We start from the raw sequence: 19,142 nt of genomic DNA, 5'->3' as shown, positions 1-19,142 counted from the left end.
CACGCGTAAAAAGCCGGATGATTTCTTTAATAGAAACCGTCCGGCTTTTTTTGTGTATTCAAGAGGACGGGAACAAGTAACGTAAAATATCTGGCAAACGTTTGGCCCAGGCCGTTTCATGATGGATTGCTTCCGGAATGATCGTATAGCGACTTTGAGTGAGTTTCTGTTCAATCGCTCGCGCTAAGACATCATTCGTGTGTAAATAATCCGTCTCGGTCATCGGACCACTCACTTCTTTTGTGCCGACGTCCATATAACAGCGATGCGTTGCAGACAGAGACGGGCTTCGCTCTATGAATTCAAGGAGTGAGGAGAAGTTTGCCCATCCGGCAGTCGATAAGGCAGCGACGCGCGTGATGACTTCCGGATACGCGAATAATCCATATAGCGAGATGACGCCACCCATCGAACTGCCGATCATTGTCGTATCATCAGGGCGTGTCGCATAGTTGGCATCAATGTATGGTTTTAACTCGCGGATGATCCAGTCCATATAGACCTTACCGTTGCCACCAATTGACGTCCGATGCGAAGGATAGGCGCTCCGCATCAATAAGGCTTCGTCGCTCCAAGGAGCATAGTCATCGTACCGATCCATTCCATCTTCTGGACTGTCAATCGCGACGACCATTGCCGGAATCTGTGTCTGTTGTAGTGCAAGATGAATCTCCCAGCCTTTTCCGAACGAGGCGGTTTCTCCACTAAAGACGTTTTGTCCATCGTGCATATAAATTACTGGTAATGCTTCAGAAGGATCCAAATGGGGCGGACGATGAATTCGAATCGTCCGGTGGGCTTGTGATGTCGGTAGCGTCATTTCAATTTCCGTAATCGACAATAGAGTCACGACCTTTCAAAGGTTTGCATAATGCGCGGTACAATTGCGTCCGTTGTGTTTTCCGCCGACATAGAGTGCATGGTCGGCTTGACGTAACGATTCTTCGAACGTCCGTTGATATCTTTCATCCACTGTATCAATTCCGAGGCTGACGGTTAAGGACAGTCGGTGACCATCGACGAGGAAGGGACGATCCATGACCGTATGGCGGACCGTCTCGGCAATCTGAATAGCAGCCTCTTGACTACCATTTCGCAACAGAAGCACGAATTCCTCCCCACCATAACGAGCAGCAAAGACATCATCATGTTGCAATTGGATCGTCTGGATGCGTCGACCGAGTTCACGAAGGACGAGATCACCTACTTTATGACCGTACGTATCATTGACACGTTTGAAATGATCGATATCGAACAGAATTACGGAGAGCGGGTAGGAGTCAGCGGCAAATTCCTGCCGACCGTGTTCATAAAAAGCACGGCTATTCGGTAATTCGGTCAAAGCATCGGTCCGACTTTCCGTATAGAGTTGGACCGTTTCACGTGAGCGTTCTAAGACGCGACAAAAGGTACGAAGCAAACGAGATAATTCGTCAGCATTTGTCACATCATAGGCGTCTGCGACTTGATGGAACAGGATGATCGAAACATCGACCTCTCCGCTCGTAATCGAAGGAATCGCTAGCATCGAGTGACGATCGACAGGCAATCCGATTTGAATATCGTTTCCCCAGTCGCAACGCAGACCATAGATGATTGGGGTATGCAAATCGTCAGCTGACAAGGAATGAAACAGTGGTAACACGTCGATTGGTTGTTTCGTCCGAATGTTATAGATGACTTGTTTCCGCTGTTGTTGAATTGAGATCCAACCTTCAGAAAACGGCAACAGATGTGGTAAATCGAGGAGTAACGAATCGATCGTCTCGCGCTCGAAGCGGGAAATCAACAAGTGTTCCTTCGCATCATCAAATCGTTTGGCATTATCGTTTGCTTCAAGGAAGTCACCACGTTCTTGCAACAGACGTTTGAACAAGAAGAGAATCAAGGCGGATACTGTAGCCGCGACGAGCGGACTTTCATCGTAGAACCAGATTCCAAGTAGAGCACTTAACATGCTGATTCCATAAACGAGGGACTGCAACTTCACGAGACGTCGCCAATCGTATTTCAAGTAGAGGAAGCGATTGACGAACAGACATTGGAAGTAAGAGACAAGGAAGACAGTGATCAAAAAGCCGATGAAAGGGAGTAAGGCTTTCGTATACGTAAAGTTTGAGCCGATTGGTCCGCCGAGCGCATAATACGCAAAGGCCGGAAGCGAGATGTAGACTAAATCGAACAAGGCGTTGATTGGGTAGAGATAAACGAAACGTTTCCAGCGAATCGCTTTTCGGTGAGACATGAATTGAAAGACGAGAATACCGATTTGGCTTAAAATCAAAGCGTACGTCAAACCGTAATTGAGGAATAAAAATAAGATGATGCCTTCTTGGAATGTATAGTAAATGCCACCACGACGGACATTATCGAACTGAAACAGGAGAACGAGTCCAAACAAATAAAGGGTGTTGATGATGGAGATGGAAGGATGGAAGGTTGGTGGATGAACGATGCCGATCACTAATAATGTCAAAGCGACGAGACCGAAGACGATCCAGCTCGCCCGGGCTACATGTTGGTAGTAGCGCATGAAACATCCCTCCCCCTGAGAAGTATCTTTTATTCCTATACCCGAATTGTGGAAATTTTGATAAGCCATTTACCAAAAAAATAAGGTTGAGAGAAAAGAAAGAATTGCGTATAATGTGAAAGATATCGAATACAGTCGATGATGAAGAGAGTAACGGTTGATTTTCGTCAACTAGCGAATCAGGGAATGGTGGAAGCCTGAGGACGAACCGATCGTGAAACGCACTTCTGAGACGCTGCCCGATTCCTGAAGGAAAAGGCGTAGCCGGGGGAACCCCGTTATCCCCGAACAAGGTGGGTGTCGAGTGACACCAAGAAGAGTGGTACCGCGGTCATTCCGTCTCTTTGCGCGTGGCGCAAGGGGCGTTTTTTATTGCCAAAAAATCAGTAAAGCAGGAGGAAATAAAGATGAGTTATAAAGCGCAGTATGCAGAAGTATTACATCAAGTCATGGAAGGTGCCTTATCGGTTGAACAAATCGAACAACTGATCGAGCAACCGAAACATGAAGATCATGGAGATCTGGCATTCCCATGTTTCATGCTCGCGAAAGCATTCCGTAAAGCACCGAACATGATTGCTTCGGAGCTCGCAGAAAAAATTGATGCGCCGTTGTTCTCAAACGTTCAAGCTGTTGGTCCTTACATTAACGTCTTCTTGAACCGGGAAGTCGTCTCGCAAGAAATCGTCAACCAAGTCCTGACGGAGCAAGAGGCGTTCGGATCAAGTGAAGCGAATGGAAAAACGATCGTCACTGATTTTTCATCACCAAACATCGCGAAACCTTTCTCGATGGGTCACTTACGTTCAACAGTAATCGGAAATGCGCTCAACCAAATCTCACGTAAAAAAGGGTACGACGTCGTCGGTGTCAACCACTTAGGGGACTGGGGAACACAGTTCGGGAAATTGATGGTGGCTTACACGATGTGGGGTGAGGAAGAAGCGGTCCGTGCAGAACCAATCAAGGAATTGTTGAAATTATACGTCCGGTTCCACGAAGAAGCGGAAACAAATCCGACGCTTGAGGACGAAGGACGTCTCTGGTTCAAAAAACTCGAACAAGGTGATGAGCAGGCAACAACACTTTGGACGTGGTTCCGTGAAGTCTCACTCGTCGAGTTCAACCGTGTCTATGAGATGCTCGGAGTTAAATTCGATAGCTTGAACGGAGAAGCCTTCTACAACGATAAGATGCAACACGTCATCGATTTGCTTGAAGAAAAAGATTTACTCGTCGAATCAGAAGGGGCAATGGTCGTCGACCTCGAAGCAGAAGGTATGCCGCCTGCTTTAATTAAAAAGAAGGATGGCGCAACGCTTTATGCGACACGTGACTTAGCAGCTGCTGTCTATCGTCTCGAAACGTACCGTTTTGAGCAAGCATTCTACGTCGTCGGTGGGGAACAAGCGCTTCACTTCAAGCAATTGTTCGCAGTCCTGAAGAAACTTGGATTTGAGAACGTCGACGGAATGCACCATGTACCGTTCGGTCTGATCATGAAAGACGGAAAGAAAATGTCGACGCGTAAAGGCCGGATCGTCTTGCTTGAAGAAGTACTACAAGAAGCAATCGACGTCGCGAAGCAAAACATCGCGGAAAAAAATCCGAACTTAGCGAATGCCGAAGCCACAGCTCGTCAAGTAGGTGTTGGCGCCGTCATCTTCCACGACTTAAAGAACGAACGGATGAACAACATCGAGTTCGATCTTGAGCAGATGTTGAAATTCGAAGGTGAAACAGGACCGTATGTCCAGTACACGAATGCTCGTGCGCACTCATTGCTCCGTAAAGGTAGCTATGATGGCACACCATTCGCTGGCAGTGCCGATGATCATGCATGGGGTGTCGTATCGATGCTGAACCAATTCTCGACGGTCATCGATCGTGCGTTCACACGTCGCGAGCCGTCAATCATCAGCCGTTACGTCTTAGATCTTGCACAAAGCTTCAATAAATACTACGGACACGTCCGTGTTCTCGAAGATGACGCAGCAAAACAATCGCGTCTTGCACTCGTCAAGTCGGTCACGATCGTCTTGACAGAGGGTCTTCGTTTGCTTGGTGTCGGCGCTCCAGAAGAAATGTAAGACCAATCCACGAATAAGAAGAGGTAGATTATGAAGACTGAGACGAAAGACCGATTACAGCAAGCTGCTTCACAGATGAAGCAGGAGCCTTTGGCAGAAACGGTCGCCTTCATGGCTGATTTTCACGGGAAAGTCGCTGCTTGGTTACCGGGAGAGTCTGTCGATTTCGTTCACGATTTCGTGACGGCGCCGGAAGCTGATTTGATTGCTCCGATTGAAGGAGACGCGTTGCGCACGAAAGACAATTTTGAATTCTTCATGCGTAAGAAACAGACACGAAAAAAACTCGGCGAACTGTTGACGCTTTGGAAGTCGGCACGCACGACAGAGACGTTGAGTCAAATCGATGCGATCGGATTAAAAAAATGGCTCGCTCGTAATGAATTCCGTTCGGAAGATAAACCATGGGATTATTTGAACCGTCTGCATGTTCTTCTGTTCCTTGATTTGATGACGACGATCATCGATGATCATCGATTGACGAGTTTGCATGAGCAACTTGTCGGTACAACACCAGTTCCGACGAGCTTCGTTCGTCGTCAAGGGGATGTCCGTCAAGTCATCGAAGCATTCGCGGAAGAGACGAACTTCACACAAGTGGATATCGTCAAGGCATCGCTTGTCCGTTATCTCTGATCAATAAGATGCATGAACAAAAGCCGTCGAGCCCTGTGCCCGACGGCTTTTGTCGTATCCTCTTACTTCGCCTGATAGAATACGATCGATTGTTGCACTGAATCGTAAAGACACCATTCTCGTTCGAACACGACAGGACCTAGATTGATGGCATATCGTCCTCCATTAATGGATAAAGATTGATACAATGGGCTCGACAGAGCAATACCATTTCGAAACAAACCTCTGATATGACTATGACCAAAAAAGAGTACTGGTTCACGTTGCTGTGACAGATCAGGCAAAAAATCACGGGACCAATTCAATTGATCTCCATGAATCAACAATGCACCCTCGATGTGTTGTTTTCGAGGGCAGTCGCGTAACGCATCGATGACAGGAGATAGTTGCGGTGGAACGAGCGACAGGATGCGCTCTTCTTGATTACCCAGTAACGTCTTAAAATCAATTAGGTTTAAAAAATCATCATCAAGCGTCACGACGAGGGAGAGCGATTCGAAAGAATAGCGCTTCGCTCGCTTTTTACCGACATGGCATTCATGAACATCACCGAGACAAAACAAATGCGCATCGGGAGCGAGCTGTCGTATGTCAGCTAGGACAGCCGCTGTGTCGGCTACTGAACTGTGAAGATCCGCAAAAAGGGCATAACGCATGATCGACCACTCCTTTGTTAAGGAGATACCCGAAAATGCGTTATACCTATCTTTTGAATATGAGCGTTCAGATCAATCGATTAACGGAAGTTAATGAATTGAACATCGACTGATAATGGAAGCTCACGAACGATCTGCATGACTTGTTGTAAGTCGTCACGTGATTTACCTGTGACGCGGATTTGGTCATCTTGGATCTGTGTCTTCACTTTTAATTTCGATTCCTTGACGGCATTGTTGATCTTTTTCGCGTCGTCACGGTCGATTCCACTTTTCAGGATGACACGTTGTCGGACCGTATTCCCGGCAGCCTGCTCGACTTTTTCATACTGCAGGTTTTTGGTTGGGACTTCGCGCTTGATCAATTTTGCTGTTAAGACATCTTTGACTTGATCGAGTTTGAAATCGTCATCTGAGATTAGAATTAAATCCTCTTTTTCGAGCTTCATGTCGCTCTTTGAACCTTTGAAGTCGAAGCGGTTCGTGATTTCCTTCAGTGCGATTTGGACCGCGTTCTTGACTTCCTCGATGTTGATTTGTGACACGATATCAAATGAATTATCTTTTGCTGCCATTTCAATCTCCCCTTTCATTCCACTCTCTATTTTAGAGAGGAATACCGGAAGCGTCCACTGCTTTGAAATTTTGTTATAATAAAAACCATGAAATGAAAGGGGTGCTTGGCTTTGAAACAAACAGCAGACATGTTGACGCTCACACCGCAAGAACTGGATGAGCGATTTGCCTATAGTGGAAATGATTTAGGAGCGACCTTCTCAGAGACAGCGATTCACGTGCGCTTGTGGGCGCCGACAGCAGAACGTGTCGTGATTCGTCTCTACAAGACACTACGCGCACGAAAAGTCGAAGAGGTCGAGATGGTGGCAGACGAACGGGGAACGTACGTCGTTGAACTCGATCGAGCGACATATGAAGGTTATTTCTATACGTTTCAAGCGAGCATCAACGGACAAAAGGTCGAGGCGGTCGATCCGTATGCGAAAGCCGTCGGAACGAACGGAAAGCGCGGCGCATTAATTGACCCGACCAGTGTGACACCAGAACGATGGATTGAAGAACGTCCATTGTTCCATTCTTCGCAAGACGCAGTTGTCTATGAATTACACGTACGCGATGCAACGAGTCATCCGGCCAGTGGTGTCGTTGCACGTGGTACGTTCGCTGGACTGACGGAAGCAGGGACACGGACACCAAATGGTGGATTGACAGGGCTTGATTATTTGGCAGACCTCGGTGTGACACATGTCCAGTTACTACCGATCTATGATTTTGGCTCGGTCAATGAGACAGCGCCGAACGACCCGGATAACTATAACTGGGGTTATGATCCGGTGAACTACTTTGCGCCGGAAGGTTCGTACTCCTCGAATCCGGATGATCCACGAACGCGGATCCTTGAATTAAAACAATTGGTGCAGGCGTTACATGATCGCGGGATCCGTGTCATCATGGACGTCGTCTTCAATCATACGTATGATGCGGCGACGGTTCCGCTTGGTCAGTTCGTTCCTGGATACTTTTATCGTCAAGAGGCGGATGGGAGTCTCTCAAACGGTAGTTTCTGTGGAAATGATACTGCATCTGAACGTCTGATGATGCGAAAGTTCATTCTTGATTGTGTGACGTACTGGGCGAAAGAATACCATCTCGATGGGTTCCGCTTCGACTTAATGGGACTTCATGATGTTGAGACGATGAATCAAGTGCGCCATGCACTTGACCGGATTGATCCATCGATTCTGATCATCGGTGAAGGCTGGGACCTCGATACGCCACTTGATCCGGAAGAAAAAGCGAACTATTTCAACGCACCGAAGATGCCAGGAATCGCTCATTTCAACAACGGTTTACGGGACGGGGTCAAAGGCGACGTCCAAACGCCAGAAGACTGTGGTTTCATCAGTGGTGCATTTGACCGGACGAGTGAAGTCAAACGGGGAATCGCTGGTAACGTCTCTTCGCAAGGGTTTGCCGATGAGCCGAATCAAGTCGTCTCGTACGTCGAGGCTCATGATGATTTGACGATTTGGGATAAATTGACGGTGTCTCGTCCAGAAGACACGGAAGAGATTCGTCGGAAACGGCAAATGCTTGCAAATGCAATCATTTTGACGGGACAAGGGATTCCTTTCCTCCATGCCGGACAAGAGTTCTTCCGGACGAAAGACGGTATTCGTGACAGTTTCAATGCCGGAGAGGTCGTGAATCGTCTCGACTATGAACGGGCAGAAACAGAGCGACCAGCAGTCGAGTACGTCAAAGGATTGATTGCCCTTCGTCGTCAGTATCCGATGTTCCGTCTCGCAAACGCGGCGATGATTAAAAAACATCTTCGTTTCCTTGAAGAAGAGGAAGGTGTCATTGCCTTTGAACTGAAGCGAACATATGAAGGATACGTCGAACGGCAGCGTGTCTATCACAATGCGACGGAAAAAGATATCACGATTGAATTGCCAAATGGTGAATTCGAGGTGTTGGTTGAGTCGGGTGCCGTTAAATTACACGCACCACGGTTGCACGAAGAAAAACAGTTAGTCGTTCCAGCATTGACGACTACGGTTATTGCGGAACGAAAAGCAGATTACAAGAAATACGCGGTAGCAGGTGGTGCAGCACTGACGATCATCGGATTGTTGTACGCAGCGAACAAGCGTCGAAAGAAAACCGATTAAATGGAGAAGGATGAAGCACTAAATGGCTTCGTCCTTCTTTTGTGTGCGGATGACAGTCCGATGTCAGCCTGTCATACAATTGACTTACGAAAATCATTGAAAGATTGTTTGAACATACATCTTTCGGGAACAATTCATATGTAGTATTTTAAATGTTGTTTTGACGTGAAAGGATGTACGTTGTATGTTCGGTTTCGGTGATTTATGGAAATTCTTTTTGTCGTTCTTTTTACTATTGCCTATCGTGACATTGATTCATGAGATGGGACATTACTTTTTTGCCCGATTATTCGGCGGAAACATGGAGATCAATATCGGTTCAGGAAAGTCGTTGCTTCGTGTTGGTCCGATTCGTTTGAATCGCGTCTATTTTTGGGATGGCTGGTGTCAATATGAGGCACTACGTAACGAGACGAAATTCGCTAACATTCTGGTTTATGCCGGTGGATCGATTGCAAACGTGGCGAGTATCTTAGCCATCAATGGTCTGATTTATGCCGGTGTGTTCGAAGCATCAATCTTTACCTATCAATTCGCGTATTTTTCGTTTTATTTCGTCTTTTTCTCCCTCTTCCCGATCGATCATCCGAACGGTTATCCGAGTGATGGGAAAGCGATCATTAATGTCTTCCGGTACGGTAAATCAGAATACCATCCGCAATCCTAAGGTAAAAAATAAAGCCTCCTTCCACCGTTGGAAAAGAGGCTACTTACTCAAGATTCCGATTCGCTAGACGAATCAGGTTCCGTGTTCGCTTGTTCCTGCTCGAGTTCGACGAGCTTTTGAATCAAGATATGGCGTGGCATATGCATTAGTTGTTCAAGTGGTACGTTCAGACGTTTCGCAAGTTCGACAGCTGTCTCTGCGGATAATTGTAAAGGTTTCATCGTGTTCGTCCTCCTTTTTCCATGAAGTTAGTATAACAGGAGGTGCAAGCCAAGCGCATCAATAGTAGCGAGAAACTGAGAAGGTTGATACCGTATGAAGTAGGAAGTGATGCATATGTATAAACCTGCTGCAGAGCTGTTACTCCATGAATCCGTCTCACTGTTTGATCGCATCGGGGAGGATTTGCTTCTTTTTCGAGATCGCCACGGATTTATGAAATGTGATGCGGATTTAAGACCACTGTGGGAAACAGCATGTGCGTATGTTCCATTCTCCTGGTACATTGAGCCAGGCGGTGGACGATTGTTCATCGTATTTGAAGAGTCAGCTTATTTTGGTTTATTGGATTTAGAGCAAGGGCATTTAAATTACATTAAGCGACCCGCTGCTTTCTCCGAAGCATGGTTCAGTAATTTATTCTTGTGGCAAGATGATGAAATCTTCCTATACACGGCAGAAACGGACGTCGTCTGTGTGAACGTTCAAACAGGGGACTGGCGGTACTCAAACTATGAAGAGGTGCCGCTGTTCGGACGCTTAGTTGAGCGAGGATATGATACACGTTTGACGTTCGAGCGATTCATCGCACCTACGACGATCATCTCCTATGATGATCTACAAGAACGGTATGTGATTTGGGATGCCGCGACGAATCAGGAATCGGTCATTCCTTTTTCGGATTACGCGGAGTATTCACTCGTTGACCACCGGCACCAATTGTTTTCGATCACCGATTCCTCTCGGTTTTACTTGTATGAGAAGAGTCAGCTGAAATATAAGTTCGAGGGATGCTACTCCTCCGTTTTACTCAAAAGTGTGTTACTCGATGAAGAGGCGCGGCGTCTTGCGATCGTGTCGACATCGACTACATTCGGCAACACATGGGTTCAAATTTTTCAAAAGACGTAATGAAACATCCTTTTCGCTTTTCAGCAAGAAGGATGTTTTTTGTACGTTTATACAGGAAGGAGACGCATCATGGAACGGCTTGGTCATCTGATTAGTGCGTATTTTCGAGGAGTGTTGGTCGTTTGGGGGCTTCTACTCGTCGTGCTTGGTTATTTTGCATATCAATTACCCGATCGTCTAGAAGGAAATGGATTTACACGTGACGGTGATTTTCAACGTGTCGAAACGGTGCTCGCTCAAGATTTTGGGCAGGATCCACATACGATCATCGTCCTATTTGAGAATCAAGAGAATCTACGACAAACGATGGTACAACATGTCGAGCGCTTCCGTGACATCAAAGGAGTCGGGAACGTCATTGGTCCCGTCGAAAATCCGCGAGCGATGCGGGACGATAAGGGATACGTGACAGTCGGTGTACCAACACTTGATGCGAAATGGGCAACAGCGGTCACACGTCAACTGGATGGTACCGGGACGATTCGGCTAACGGGTGAACCGGTCGTCGTTGATGATTTGAATACAGCGTCCAAAAATGACCTCATCCGAGCTGAGTTAATCGGAATTCCGGCAGCATTGATCGTCTTACTACTCGTTTTCGGTACACCCGTTGCCGCCATCTTACCCTTGATCATGGGACTCGTCACTTTTGTTTTTGGTGCCGGTGTTCTTTATTTCGTTGCCGGACAACAAGAGTTATCGATCTTCGTCTTGAATGCGGTCGCAATGATTTCGCTGGCACTCGGCATTGATTTTTCGTTGTTATACGTTAATCGGTTCCGTGAAGAACGGCAGGACGGACAAGGGATTCGGTCGGCAGCGATTCGTTCGGTCGAGACGGCAGGACGCTCGATTTTATTTTCCGGAATCTGTGTATTCGTCGGACTTGCCGGATTGTTGTTGATTGATGTTGATGTCTTCCGCGCTGTCGCAATCGGGACACTCGTTTCGGTACTCGGGGCGGTTGTCAGTGCGTTGACATTACTACCGGCACTATTAATCGTTTTCGGGAAGGTACTAGAAAAAGGACGACTTTTCCGGCAACAAGCAGGTCGTGGAGAAGATCGTTGGCGCCGCCTCGCACGTTTCGTCATGAAGCGCCCTGTCACAGTGACGATTCTATCTTTATTACTTCTTTTACCTTGTTTATTTCCGTTACGTGACTTGACGTTGAACATTCCGCAAGCAACTGCCCTGCCGGAATCCTATCCGTCGCGTCTGGCCTTTGAGTCGTGGGAAAAAACATTCGGGAACGATGGAACGGACGCCGTTCTCATCTTGTCTGCGGATGCTTCCTCAGAGGTGGGACGAGAAAAAATCGAAGATGTGACGATTCGACTCGAATCAGATTCAGAAGTGCGTTCCGTCGTGTCCGCCGCAACGATCGCGGAACAGCAACAGGTTCCGCTCGAGCAGTTACTCGCTGTTTCGGCTGGGCGCGATGCACTGAAGCCGTTTCTATCAGAGAACGATCAAGCACGGATCAACGTCAATTTAAAAGGAAATCCCGGCGATGCTACTTCGCAAGACTGGGTACGGAAGGTGCAGGCGGACGGTTACCTTGTCGGGGGACCAGCAGCCTTTAATCAGGAAATTTATGATGCCATTGAATCGAAACTCCCACTGGCTATCGGTGTCGTCGTCTTGGCGACATTCATCATTCTGCTAATCGCGTTCCGATCCATCTTGATTCCAATCAAAGCGATTCTGATGAATTTGCTCAGTTTAGGAGCAACGTTTGGATTACTCGTCGTCTTGTTCGAGTCCGGCGCAGTTCTTCCGCAGGAGACGATCGGCATTCTAACACCGGTCTTCATCTTCTCACTCGTCTTCGGCTTATCGATGGATTATGAAGTGTTCCTCGTCTCGCGAATGGAAGAATATTATGACGAGACGGGCGATAACGATCATGCGACCGAGATGGGACTGGCGAAGACGAGTAAAATCATTACGTCCGCTGCCTTGATCATGATCGTCGTCACTGGTGCGTTTGCCTTTACAGGTGTTAGTCCGATCAAACAACTTGGCGTCGGTATCGCGCTTGCAATTTTTATTGATGCTACGATTGTCCGGATGCTCCTTGTCCCCGCACTGATGAAGCTATTTGGTCACTGGAACTGGTGGTGGCCGGGAGGGCGTCGTAAAGCGATCCGCAAGTGACACATCGCGTAAGCACATCAGTAGCTATTCAGAGGAAGACGAGCGTATACTGTCGATATTCAATTCAAGAAATTAGAGGAGGCACTTCACTCATGGCAACTCAAGCAATGTTTGAACCATTTACACTACCAAACGGTGTGACGCTGAAAAACCGCGTCTTGATGGCACCGATGACGAACTATGCGGCACAAGAGAACGGCGAAGTATCGGATGCGGAACTCGCGTACTACGCAGAACGTTCAGGTGGCGTCAGCGCTGTCATTACAGCATGTGCGAACGTCACAGCAGACGGTCAAGGATTCCCGAATGAGTTTGGTGCGCATCGTGACGATCTCGTGCCGAGTCTGAAGCGACTCGCGAAAACGATTCAAGATAAAGGCGCAAAAGCGATCTTACAAATCTTCCACGCTGGTCGTATGGCACCACCAGAACTCGTCGGTGGGCAAACGGTCAGTGCAAGTGCTGTTGCACCCGTGCGTGAAGGTGCGATGACACCACGTGCGTTAGAGGCAGAAGAAGTCGAAGCAATCATCGAAGCATTCGGTCAAGCGACACGCCGTGCGATGGAAGCTGGATTTGATGGTGTTGAGATTCACGGTGCAAACACGTACTTGATCCAACAGTTCTTCTCACCACACTCAAACCGTCGTGAAGATAAATGGGGCGGTAGCTTAGAAAAACGTCTCGCCTTCCCATTAGCTGTCGTGGATGCAGTCGAAGCTGTCGCGAAACAAGATCCTTCGTTCATCGTCGGATACCGTTTCTCTCCAGAAGAAATTGAAAATCCAGGAATCACACTCGATGATACGATGCGCCTCGTCGATGAGCTGGCGAAAAAAGACCTCGATTACTTGCACGTTTCCGTGATGGACTTCTTCGCAGGTTCAATTCGTGATGAAAATGAAACGACATCACCTATTACACTCGTTCAAGAACGTGTTGGTGAACAAGTACCTATCATCGGTGTCGGATCGCTTCACACAGCGGACGAAGTCGAACAAGGTTTGGCTGTCGTTCCAATGATCGCTCTTGGTCGTGAACTGATCATGGAACCGAAATGGGTTGAGAAAGTCGAAGCGGGTGACCTTGCGTCAATCCGGACAGAACTTGATCCAGAAGCACAAGCAGAACTCGTCGTTCCAGATGCATTATGGGCAGGCATCACAAGTCGCCCAGGCTGGTTCCCAATCAAACAAACGAGCAAATAACACCATGAAAAAAACACTCCTGACATCAGTCGGGAGTGTTTTTTTGTTTAGTAGGCAACCTGTCCCATCCGAACGCCGCAGAACGTATGCAAAGTGACCGGATCCTGTAGGTTCGTTCGTTCCAACATATCGTTTAAGAGTAACGCACAGACGTAGGCATCTTCTTTCGCATCATGGTGCTGGAAAGAGACGTTGAGAAACTCTGCCATCGTATTCAATCGATGGTTCGGCAACCAAGGATACAATTTGCGGGATAATTTGACCGTGCAGCCGTAGGTGAAAGCGGACATCTGGTACATATCGTATTTTTGAATCGCTTTTTGGAGTGCCCCCATATCAAATGATGCATTGTGAGCAACGATCAGTTGAGCGCCTGCAATCAAATCGTATAAGCCATGGGCTTCCATTGCTTCAGGTAACGTCGGCGCATCAAAGACATCGCTCGGACGAATTCCGTGGACCCGAATGTTTCCAGCATCGAAATTTTCTTCTGGATTGATTAAGACCTGTTTACTCTCCGTGACACGACCGTTCGAGAGAACGGACCAACCAAACGCACAAATGCTTCGACTATTTCGGTTTGCCGTTTCAAAGTCAATTGCTAATGTATACATCCAGCAGGCTCCTTTCTGTCATTCACTAGTAACAGAATACATGTTCGTATTCTGGAAGTCCATCAAAAAAGACCATCTGCAAAGCAGACGATCTTAGATCCATTCCATTCACTTCGCGGTAGCGACTTTTTGTTCCTCTGCGACGTACTCTTCCGGTTTAAATAACAGAACGCGATCTTTATAGGCGAAAACAAGGGCCGTCAAAACAGCCATTGCATCAGCGATCGGAAAAGCGAACCAGACACCATTGACACCGAAGAACACTGGCAATATCAAGACGAGTGGAATCGTGTATAACGTTTGGCGTGACAAGGACAAGAATAAAGCGACTTTTGCTTTTGCAAGCGATTGGTACATTCCGTTGACAATCATTTGAATTCCGTAGACGAACGATAAGGCGAATAAGATACGCATCGCACTCGAGCCTTCCTGTAGAAGTGTCGCCTCTTCTGTGAACAAGCCGACCCAAAAACGAGGGAACAGTTGAATGAGTAACCACAAGCTGATCGATAACGATAAGCCGTAGCGGATTGCCAACTTGATGGCAAGCGACATCCGGCTAAACTGCCGGGATCCGAAATTATACCCGACGATCGGTTGCATCCCTTGCACGATCCCCATGATCGGCATACCGACGAGCGCCATGAACTTATTGATGACTGCAAACGTTGCCAGTTCTGTCGTACCCCCGTACCGGACGAGCATATGATTGACGGTGATGAATAGAACGGATTGAGAGACTTGCATGATGAACGACGATGATCCAATTTGCATCATCCGGAACGTTAATCGGAAATCAGGTTTAAAAGCACTCCGATTGAGCGTCAAGCCAGTTTGTCGGCGTTTCGTAAAGAAGAATCGAAAAACAAGTACAGCACCAACGATTTGCGCAACGACTGTCCCGAGTGCAGCACCTTGGATGCCCCAATCAAGACCAAAGATGAACAGCGGTGTCAGGACGATATTGATCGCAACCGTCGTCAGCATGACGCGCATCTGATAGTTCGCGCGTCCTTCTGCGCGGAGCATCGCACTCGACGCCATCGTCAACATGAAGAAAGGAGATCCGATCAAGAGGACGCGTAAGAAAGCGATACTGTACGGCATGATCTCATCCGTCGCTCCAAAGAGACGTAGCAACGGTTCGACGAAGATGAAAGCACTGATGATAGCGAGCATACTGATGAAGAAAACAGCCATCAAGACGTTGGCATAAGCACGACTGGCACCATCTGTTTGTTTTTGACCGAGTCGTTGTGACGCAATTGCAGCACCACCGATCCCGATCGAGTTGGCGATTGCCATTAATACGAGCTGGACGGGGAAAGCGATTCCGACGGCGGCCACGGCAGCCGTACCGATTCCTTGAGCGACGAAAATCGTATCGACGATATTGTAGAGTGCCGTGACGAGCATCCCGACCATCGCTGGTAAAGAGAGACTAAGTAAAAGCTGATTGACAGGTGCTTCACCCAAACGGGCAGTGTTTTTATTCATGGAAGGAGGACCTCCTATTTTAGACAAGTGGTAAGTAGGGTTTTACTCAGAGTAGTCGCTTCTTTAACGAGATGCAAGAAATCACTCTAGTCAATGTGTTCGTTCTATGAAAAAAGGATGCGCCATGAAGCGCATCCGATGGATCTCGATTTAAGATGGTGTAGGCAGGTAACCTTTCGAATATTCGAAAGCAATGAATAAAATAGCACCGAGCGCCAAATAAGCGAGGAGCGTGATCGTTTGTTGTTTTTTCGGCATCTGATGATACTGAACAGACTCTTCAGCAAGACGAAGTGGTTCAATCCGCTGATCGATCCGTCGCAATAAGGCATCGTAATCGTTGGCGGCATCATATTGATACCGTAACAGATCGTCTGCTTCCTGACGTGCCTCTTCCGGACTCGCTTGTCGCAAGTCTTGTAAATCGAGACGAAGTGACCAAGCGATCGGATCGTAGGTACTCTCGATTGTTTGTTCTTCCTCACCTTCTAGTTCTGGAGCAAGTGCGACTTCAGCGTCTGCACGTTCTTGCTCTGCCTTTGCCCGTAAAACGCGTTCACGTGCGGCACGGTACAACATTAAGGTCGACCGGTTCGCCTCATATTGTTTCGCGAACTTATACCTTTTCCAAACGGCACTACCGCCTAAAAAGGCAATCAAGAGCAAAATCAGACTAAAGTGGGTGATACCGTAGGCAATCAAGGCAGCAAGTCCCGCGACCCAGACGATGATCGGAAGTCCCGCAAGAATCCGTCCGCCGTCAAGCGGACTGACGGGAAGTAGGTTGAAGAGATTCAATAGAGCCCCGAGGTGGAAGATGACGAGCCAGAAGTCATTTCCCGTCACAGCATATCCGATCGCAAGCGGAATCAGGGATACGAGACCAGCCAGTGGTCCACCGTACGCGAGAATCGCTTCTTGTTTTGGCGTTCGAAATGTATCCTTGATGCCGATGACGGCTCCCATGAACGGAACGAAAATGGCAGGACCGGTCTTAAAACCGAGTCGTTTAGCGGCGAGTAGATGTCCCATCTCATGAATGAATAGGAGATAGAGCAATCCGACCCCGAACCAAACACCGAATATTTGAGCGTAAAAGAGAAGAGAGATTCCGAACGAAATCAGAGTGCCTCCGAACTTTGAAAATTTCAATAAGGCAAGGATGACCTTTCCTTTCGTCAAGAGAAAGGCGCCGGCAACAGCAAGTCCACCCCAACGTTTTTTAGCCATCGTGAAATTCCTTCTTTCATCATGTGACGTTCTTCCTTAAGTGTACGACACAATTGTAGAAAAAGTTTCATTCAGACTGCTCGGGGATTAAATAGAAGCAGCTTCCATCTGGCTGACGCGCTTCACTACCGACCTTAAAATGATGTGTCGTCGCAAGTGCAGCAGCAATCGACAATCCGAGTCCACTTCCTGAACGATCGCGTGCTGCATCGAGTCGGTAAAACCGGTCGAATAACCGAGCGCGTTCTTCGTCCGTTAGAGACGTTCCCCGATCAAGGACAGCCAGACGTTCTTTGCGCAGGTGCAATTTTGGTGAAGTAGCATACTTCAGGACATTATCGATATAGATCGTCAAGATACGTAACACCGCTTCGCGATTTGCCCGAATCGTTCCGGAGGCATCAACAGGAATGATCGTCCCTGTTGCGTGATACATCCGATCAGCGAGTTCGCTTCCAAGCTCTGCTAAGTCAATTACTTCGACAGATGTTTCCTCGTAACCGAGACGAGACAATTCGAGCATAGGCTCAATCAAGGTCGTCCGCATCGCATGTGTCTCCTGCAAGATGTGTTCGATCGATTCATCGAGTACGTCGGGCTTCGTTTTGCCCCAGCGTTTCAATAATTGAGTGTATCCCTCAATGACGGTCAAGGGTGTCTTCATTTCATGCGAGACATCCGCGACGAACTGCCGTTGTTGTTCCATCGTCTGATCGACACGACCAATCATCTGATTGAAGACGCGACCGAGGCGACCGATCTCATCATCACGTTTGGTCTGCACGGTCTCAAGCGTTCCAGAAGAGGAGATTCGTTGCATCGTATCATTTAGTTGCCTGAGCGGGCGGAGCGTCTGATAAGCAATCCAGAAGCTACTGATGAACGCGATCAGGATTCCAACGACCAACACGATGGTGAAGGTCAAAACGAGTGTCGAGACTGTATCATCGACGCTCTCATCTTCGAACAGATAGGCTTGATCCTGATAGACGATGCCGAACCAATCGCCAGACTTAAAAGGTTCCTTCGAGCGTGGGATACCGGGGAGGTCATTTGCTTGTACGTCTCCGTTAACAGTAGACGAGTCGTCGCCATCTTCATCGTTTGAGATGACCCAGCGTCCATTTTCGTTCGATAAGACGACAGCATCCTCATGAAGCGTCAGCAATGTCCGGACCGATGAATCATCTTCCATCAATTCCTCTGCCTGTTCCAGTTGGGTATAACGCGATTCAATTAAATGATTTTGGACGACGAGTGTCACGACGATGAACGAAAGGAATAGCAAGAGTGTCGTAAAGGCGGTGACGGATAAAGCAAGCTTTGTTCGAAGCTTCATGGGATCGCCTCCCGTAGCACATAACCAACCCCACGAACGGTCTGAATCAAAGCTGGAGGATGGGCATCGACTTTTTTGCGAAGATAACGGATGTAGACGTCGACGATGTTCGTCTCACCGAAGTAATCGTACCCCCAGACGCGATTTAGGATTTGTTCGCGTGTCAGGACATGTTCCTTGTTTTCTAGTAAATATGTCAGAAGTTCGAACTCACGCGGTGTCAAATCGAGTCGCCCTTCATTGCGAAATGCTTCATGTCGATCAAGATTGAGTACAAGATCGGCGAACTGTAACGTGCGCGATGCGTTACTAGTTGAAGTCGGAGTGCGTAATAACGCTCGGATCCGGGCAAGGAGTTCCTCCATCTCGAACGGTTTCGTCACATAATCATTCGCACCAAGATCGAGTCCCGCGACTTTATCGTAGACTTCTCCGCGTGCTGTTAGCATAATGACGGGGACGTGAATACCTTTTCCACGGAGCCTGCGCAACACTTCGAAGCCGCTCAGCTCCGGCATCATCACGTCGAGTAAGACGAGATCAACCGAATGCTCAGCGGCAGCGAGACCATCTTTTCCGTTGGAGGCGACACGTGTCGCGTACCCGGCATATTGGAGTTCGAGTTCAAGGAGGCGTGCGATTTTCGCATCGTCCTCAACGATTAAGATGGTGGTTGGCATAAACATCC

Annotated in this window: 17 protein-coding genes and 1 other annotated feature; of the genes, 7 read left to right on the top strand and 10 right to left on the bottom strand. The window is 47.9% G+C overall.

From position 1 onward, the window contains the following. Positions 1-58: 58 nt before the first annotated feature. Positions 59-841, bottom strand: a complete 783-nt coding sequence (locus VJ374_RS15095; RefSeq protein ID WP_329469473.1) for an alpha/beta hydrolase — start codon at positions 839-841, stop codon at positions 59-61. Positions 842-856: 15 nt separating this feature from the next. Further along, positions 857-2,533, bottom strand: a complete 1,677-nt coding sequence (locus VJ374_RS15090) for a GGDEF domain-containing protein (RefSeq protein ID WP_329469472.1) — start codon at positions 2,531-2,533, stop codon at positions 857-859. 129 nt (positions 2,534-2,662) lie between these two features. After that, positions 2,663-2,880: a binding site (T-box leader), on the top strand. Positions 2,881-2,940: 60 nt separating this feature from the next. On the opposite strand from VJ374_RS15090, the gene argS reads away from it, so the two are divergent. Both argS and VJ374_RS15080 read left to right on the top strand, forming a co-directional pair. Then, positions 2,941-4,623 (top strand): arginine--tRNA ligase, encoded by a 1,683-nt coding sequence (argS, locus tag VJ374_RS15085; protein ID WP_308102278.1) that lies wholly within the window; start codon positions 2,941-2,943, stop codon positions 4,621-4,623. A 30-nt stretch (positions 4,624-4,653) separates the two neighbouring features. Beyond that, on the top strand, positions 4,654-5,259 hold the full coding sequence (locus VJ374_RS15080; protein WP_035412119.1) for a hypothetical protein: 606 nt from the start codon (positions 4,654-4,656) through the stop codon (positions 5,257-5,259). Between the two features lie 62 nt (positions 5,260-5,321). Here VJ374_RS15080 and VJ374_RS15075 read toward each other — a convergent pair whose 3' ends face one another. Next, on the bottom strand, positions 5,322-5,915 hold the full coding sequence (locus VJ374_RS15075) for a metallophosphoesterase family protein (RefSeq protein ID WP_290753467.1): 594 nt from the start codon (positions 5,913-5,915) through the stop codon (positions 5,322-5,324). 80 nt (positions 5,916-5,995) lie between these two features. Further along, positions 5,996-6,490 (bottom strand): YajQ family cyclic di-GMP-binding protein, encoded by a 495-nt coding sequence (locus VJ374_RS15070; RefSeq protein ID WP_023469671.1) that lies wholly within the window; start codon positions 6,488-6,490, stop codon positions 5,996-5,998. A gap of 105 nt (positions 6,491-6,595) precedes the next feature. Between VJ374_RS15070 and pulA the strand changes: the two genes are divergently transcribed. Together pulA and VJ374_RS15060 are read left to right on the top strand one after the other, a co-directional pair. Continuing rightward, complete coding sequence (gene pulA, locus VJ374_RS15065) at positions 6,596-8,608, top strand: type I pullulanase (RefSeq protein ID WP_329469466.1); 2,013 nt, start codon at positions 6,596-6,598, stop codon at positions 8,606-8,608. Between the two features lie 184 nt (positions 8,609-8,792). Further along, positions 8,793-9,275 carry a site-2 protease family protein gene (locus VJ374_RS15060; protein ID WP_329469463.1) on the top strand — a complete coding sequence of 161 codons (483 nt, stop codon included), beginning with the start codon at positions 8,793-8,795 and terminating at the stop codon, positions 9,273-9,275. A gap of 47 nt (positions 9,276-9,322) precedes the next feature. Here VJ374_RS15060 and VJ374_RS15055 read toward each other — a convergent pair whose 3' ends face one another. Continuing rightward, positions 9,323-9,496 carry a YycC family protein gene (locus tag VJ374_RS15055; protein WP_069201452.1) on the bottom strand — a complete coding sequence of 58 codons (174 nt, stop codon included), beginning with the start codon at positions 9,494-9,496 and terminating at the stop codon, positions 9,323-9,325. 115 nt (positions 9,497-9,611) lie between these two features. Between VJ374_RS15055 and VJ374_RS15050 the strand changes: the two genes are divergently transcribed. The 3 genes from VJ374_RS15050 (at position 9,612) to VJ374_RS15040 (ending at position 13,774) form a co-directional block, all read left to right on the top strand. Then, the gene (locus VJ374_RS15050) at positions 9,612-10,406 is read left to right on the top strand and encodes a hypothetical protein (protein WP_081780437.1); all 795 of its coding nucleotides are present in this window, start codon (positions 9,612-9,614) and stop codon (positions 10,404-10,406) included. Between the two features lie 69 nt (positions 10,407-10,475). Then, entirely contained in the window at positions 10,476-12,566 is a 2,091-nt protein-coding gene (locus tag VJ374_RS15045) for an MMPL family transporter (RefSeq protein WP_056059880.1), read from the top strand. Between the two features lie 92 nt (positions 12,567-12,658). Further along, the gene (locus tag VJ374_RS15040; protein WP_290788352.1) at positions 12,659-13,774 is read left to right on the top strand and encodes an NADH-dependent flavin oxidoreductase; all 1,116 of its coding nucleotides are present in this window, start codon (positions 12,659-12,661) and stop codon (positions 13,772-13,774) included. A 47-nt stretch (positions 13,775-13,821) separates the two neighbouring features. On the opposite strand, the gene VJ374_RS15035 is transcribed toward VJ374_RS15040, so the two are convergent. From VJ374_RS15035 to VJ374_RS15015, 5 genes are all read right to left on the bottom strand, one after another. Further along, positions 13,822-14,388 (bottom strand): 3'-5' exonuclease, encoded by a 567-nt coding sequence (locus VJ374_RS15035; protein WP_329469460.1) that lies wholly within the window; start codon positions 14,386-14,388, stop codon positions 13,822-13,824. 108 nt (positions 14,389-14,496) lie between these two features. Beyond that, a complete protein-coding gene (locus VJ374_RS15030; RefSeq protein WP_290753444.1) occupies positions 14,497-15,885 on the bottom strand; it encodes an MATE family efflux transporter in 1,389 nt (462 codons plus the stop codon). 150 nt (positions 15,886-16,035) lie between these two features. Further along, positions 16,036-17,115, bottom strand: a complete 1,080-nt coding sequence (locus VJ374_RS15025; protein ID WP_035412136.1) for a site-2 protease family protein — start codon at positions 17,113-17,115, stop codon at positions 16,036-16,038. Positions 17,116-17,182: 67 nt separating this feature from the next. Then, a complete protein-coding gene (locus VJ374_RS15020; protein ID WP_329469457.1) occupies positions 17,183-18,454 on the bottom strand; it encodes a HAMP domain-containing sensor histidine kinase in 1,272 nt (423 codons plus the stop codon). After that, positions 18,451-19,134 carry a response regulator transcription factor gene (locus tag VJ374_RS15015; RefSeq protein ID WP_329469455.1) on the bottom strand — a complete coding sequence of 228 codons (684 nt, stop codon included), beginning with the start codon at positions 19,132-19,134 and terminating at the stop codon, positions 18,451-18,453. The genes VJ374_RS15020 and VJ374_RS15015 overlap by 4 nt, the downstream gene beginning before the upstream one ends. Positions 19,135-19,142 lie beyond the last annotated feature (8 nt).

The sequence above is a fragment of the Exiguobacterium sp. 9-2 genome, assembly GCF_036287235.1.
Lineage (GTDB): Bacteria > Bacillota > Bacilli > Exiguobacteriales > Exiguobacteriaceae > Exiguobacterium_A.
The sequence above is the reverse complement of the archived record's forward strand: the minus strand, read 5'-3'. Positions and strand labels throughout refer to the sequence as shown.

Excerpts from the sequence above, each read along its gene's own strand:
- VJ374_RS15090 (WP_329469472.1), bottom strand. The coding sequence starts at position 2,533 with ATGCGCTACTACCAACATGTAGCCCGGGCGAGCTGGATCGTCTTCGGT.
- argS (WP_308102278.1), top strand. The coding sequence starts at position 2,941 with ATGAGTTATAAAGCGCAGTATGCAGAAGTATTACATCAAGTCATGGAA.
- VJ374_RS15080 (WP_035412119.1), top strand. The coding sequence starts at position 4,654 with ATGAAGACTGAGACGAAAGACCGATTACAGCAAGCTGCTTCACAGATG.
- VJ374_RS15075 (WP_290753467.1), bottom strand. The coding sequence starts at position 5,915 with ATGCGTTATGCCCTTTTTGCGGATCTTCACAGTTCAGTAGCCGACACA.
- VJ374_RS15070 (WP_023469671.1), bottom strand. The coding sequence starts at position 6,490 with ATGGCAGCAAAAGATAATTCATTTGATATCGTGTCACAAATCAACATC.
- VJ374_RS15060 (WP_329469463.1), top strand. The coding sequence starts at position 8,793 with ATGTTCGGTTTCGGTGATTTATGGAAATTCTTTTTGTCGTTCTTTTTA.
- VJ374_RS15055 (WP_069201452.1), bottom strand. The coding sequence starts at position 9,496 with ATGAAACCTTTACAATTATCCGCAGAGACAGCTGTCGAACTTGCGAAA.
- VJ374_RS15050 (WP_081780437.1), top strand. The coding sequence starts at position 9,612 with ATGTATAAACCTGCTGCAGAGCTGTTACTCCATGAATCCGTCTCACTG.
- VJ374_RS15045 (WP_056059880.1), top strand. The coding sequence starts at position 10,476 with ATGGAACGGCTTGGTCATCTGATTAGTGCGTATTTTCGAGGAGTGTTG.
- VJ374_RS15040 (WP_290788352.1), top strand. The coding sequence starts at position 12,659 with ATGGCAACTCAAGCAATGTTTGAACCATTTACACTACCAAACGGTGTG.
- VJ374_RS15035 (WP_329469460.1), bottom strand. The coding sequence starts at position 14,388 with ATGTATACATTAGCAATTGACTTTGAAACGGCAAACCGAAATAGTCGA.
- VJ374_RS15030 (WP_290753444.1), bottom strand. The coding sequence starts at position 15,885 with ATGAATAAAAACACTGCCCGTTTGGGTGAAGCACCTGTCAATCAGCTT.
- VJ374_RS15025 (WP_035412136.1), bottom strand. The coding sequence starts at position 17,115 with ATGGCTAAAAAACGTTGGGGTGGACTTGCTGTTGCCGGCGCCTTTCTC.
- VJ374_RS15020 (WP_329469457.1), bottom strand. The coding sequence starts at position 18,454 with ATGAAGCTTCGAACAAAGCTTGCTTTATCCGTCACCGCCTTTACGACA.
- VJ374_RS15015 (WP_329469455.1), bottom strand. The coding sequence starts at position 19,134 with ATGCCAACCACCATCTTAATCGTTGAGGACGATGCGAAAATCGCACGC.